2 protein-coding genes are annotated in these 2,841 nt (G+C 73.3%); one reads left to right on the forward strand and one right to left on the reverse strand.

Features of this window, described 5'->3' with window-relative positions:
* Positions 1 to 17 precede the first annotated feature (17 nt).
* Positions 18 to 1,451, reverse strand: coding sequence for an FGGY family carbohydrate kinase (locus VN520_RS09620; RefSeq protein WP_325746445.1), 1,434 nt, complete (start codon positions 1,449 to 1,451; stop codon positions 18 to 20).
* Positions 1,452 to 1,825: 374 nt separating this feature from the next.
* Between VN520_RS09620 and VN520_RS09625 the strand changes: the two genes are divergently transcribed.
* Positions 1,826 to 2,833 carry a hypothetical protein gene (locus tag VN520_RS09625; protein ID WP_325746446.1) on the forward strand — a complete coding sequence of 336 codons (1,008 nt, stop codon included), beginning with the start codon at positions 1,826 to 1,828 and terminating at the stop codon, positions 2,831 to 2,833.
* Positions 2,834 to 2,841 lie beyond the last annotated feature (8 nt).

A 2,841-nucleotide genomic window follows, 5' to 3' on the forward strand; every position in this document is an offset into this window, starting at 1 on the left:
GGTGGTGAGGGCGACGGTCACGGGCGCTCCAGCAGGGTGTCCACCGCGGCACGGAAGCCCGCGAGGCGCTCCGCGGCCTCCTCGGGGCCGATCCGTGGTTCGTACACGGCCGAGGGCCGCCATGCGGGTGTCGCCCGGCTCGGCGGCAGTTTCGGGTCGAGCCCGAGCCTGGCCACCACGCCGGCGCCGAGCGCGGTCACGTCGGGCAGCGCCGAGACTTCGACCGGCCGTTGCAGCAGGTCCGCCTGGGTCTGCATGAGCAGGGAGGAGCGGGTCAGGCCGCCGTCGACCCGCAGCACGGTCAGCGGCGCGCCGAGATCCGACGCGACGGCGTCGGCCAGGGCGACGACCTGTGCGGCGATGCCCTCGCAGAGGGCGCGGACCAGGTGGCCGGCGGTGGTGTCGAGGCCGAGGCCGGTCAGGGAGCCGCGCAGGTCGCTGCGCCACCAGGGAGCGGCGAGACCGGCGAGCGCGGGGACGAAGGTGACTCCTCCGGTGCCGCGGGCCGAGGCGCCCACCGCGTCGAGGTCCGCGGCTCCGGAGATCACCCCGAGACCGGTGAGCCAGCGCACGGCGGAGGCAGCCGTGTAGACCTGGCCGTCGAGGCAGTAGTCCGTACGCCCGCCGAGGCGCCAGGCGACGCAGCTGACCAGGCCGCTGGAGCCGGTGCTGGGCCGGCCGCCGGTCTGGGCGAGGAGGAACGCCCCGGTGCCGTAGGTGCACTTGGCCTGGCCGGGTGTCAGGGCACCCTGTGCCAGCAGGGCGGCCTGCTGGTCGACGAGGAGGCCGGTCAGGGGGACCTCTTCGCCGAACGCGGTGGTGGCGCCGACCGGCCCGGCGCAGTCGACGACGGCGGGCAGCCGCTCGCCGGACAGGCCGAAGATCTCCAGGGCTGCGGGCGACCAGCCGACGTCGTGGAGGCCGAGCAGCTGGGTGCGCCCCGCGGTGGCGGCATCGGTGACGAACGCCCCCGTGAGCTGGTGGACCAGCCAGGAGTCGCTGGTGGTCACCACCCCTTCCCGGGTCAGCTCGCGTCGTATCCACGCCATCTTGGGCGCGGCGAAGTAGGGGTCGAGGGGCAGCCCGGTGAGCTGCTTCAGTTCGTCCCCGCGTGCGGCGAGGTCACCGCAGATGCCTTCGGCCCGCCGGTCCTGCCAGACGACGGCGTCGGTGAGCGGCCGGCCGGTCGCGGGGTCCCAGGCCAGCACCGTCTCGCCCTGGTTGGCCAGGCCGACGGCCGCCACGGGTTCGGCGGCTTCCGCCACCGCCTGCCGGCCGGCGTCGAGGACCGACCCGATCAGCTCGGCGGGATCGGCCTCCACCAGTCCCCCGGCGCCGTACCTCGGGCGTACGGGCGCGGAACCGGAACCGATCACCCCTCGCTCGGGACAGATCACCAGCGCCTTGGTCCCGGACGTCCCCTGGTCGATGGCGAGTACCGGCTCTGTCAAGTGACGCTCCAGCCGTGCGGGCCGCCCGGATCCGGGCGGAATCGTGATCATCTGGTCCCTGCGCCCACAGTCGTGCAGACCACGCCCTGCGTCAACCCCGTCCGGATCATCCTGTGCCCGGCCTCATACGGAGATCAACGTCCGGTGGGAAGGAGCTACTTGAGTAAGATCCGCGGAGTCACCGGATGGCTGCCGCCGAGCGCTCTACACTCACCGCCGAGTGAGCAACCGGACGATGACCACCGGTGGTTCACGACCGAACGGCCCAACCCCCCACGCTCCATGAGGATTCATGACGAGAAGAATCTGTGCCGTACCGCCGTGTCCGGCTCACCGCCCCTCCCCGGCCACGAGTTCAGGGGCGGGGCGCGTACATGGCTCCCGGTGACTTCCGGCCGGTCTACCACCCCGCGGGGCACGATCACGATCTGAGGGTGGCGTTACAGGACCTGCGTACCGGCCGTTGGCTGGCCATGCGGAACCTGCTGGAGAGCACGCCCGACTGGGCGTCGTGGACTCGGCGGACCCAGGTCCTCGCGGCCGTGGCGGCGGGCTCCGACGCGGTGCACGCCTGGCTCGCCGAGGAGCCGAGGAGCGTGGCGGCGACGGTGATGCGTGCCCGGGTGGCCGTGGAACGGGCGATCCGGGCCCATCGGGAGCGGCGCCCGAGCGCCCAGGAGCTGTGGCAGGAGGCGTGGGAGGGCTGCCGCTCCGCCGCGCACGCCTCGCCCGCGGACCCGGTTCCCTGGGTCTGTCTCCTCGCGCTGTCCCAGCTCGACGAGGGGCAGCGCCTGGAGGAGCACCGGCTGCTGCCGCCCGGCCCGATGCTGTTCCCCGGGCCGTGGGGGCTGCTGGCGGAGGCGGACAAACGCGATCCGTTCAACCGCGAGGCCTACCACCGGATGCTGCAGTTCGTCTACGCGAGGCAGACGAGCGGCACGCTCTCCGAAGCGGTCAACTTCGTGCAGTGGGCGGCCTCTTCCGCTCCGGAGGGTTCCCCGCTCCATGTGCTGCCGCTGTATGTCCGGGTGGAGCGTTACCGCCGCGAGCACGGCAACGAGCGGGCGCTGGACCTGCACTGGGTCACCGAGGACGGTGAGCGCGACGCCCGGCGCGCGCTGCACATCTGGTTCGCCGCTGCGGACCCGGCTGCCCGGTCCTTGCTCGATCTCAACCATCTGGCCCACGCGCTGTGGGGTTCGCTCCGGTTCACCGACGCCGCACCGGTCTTCCGGGCGATGGGCCCGTACTACACGTCACTCCCCTGGTCCCACCGCACCCGGACTCCGCAGGACCCGGCCGGCGCCGAGGACGTGTTCCTCCGGGCCCGAAGCCGCTGCCTGGCCGCCGAGCCGGAGGCCGGGAGGAGACCGCCCGGCTGACCGGCCGT

The sequence above is a fragment of the Streptomyces sp. genome, from assembly GCF_035563135.1.
In the GTDB taxonomy this organism is placed as follows: domain Bacteria; phylum Actinomycetota; class Actinomycetes; order Streptomycetales; family Streptomycetaceae; genus Streptomyces.

Bases quoted from the DNA above. Each gene is read 5' to 3' on its own strand.
- VN520_RS09625 (WP_325746446.1), top strand. From the start codon at position 1,826: ATGGCTCCCGGTGACTTCCGGCCGGTCTACCACCCCGCGGGGCACGAT.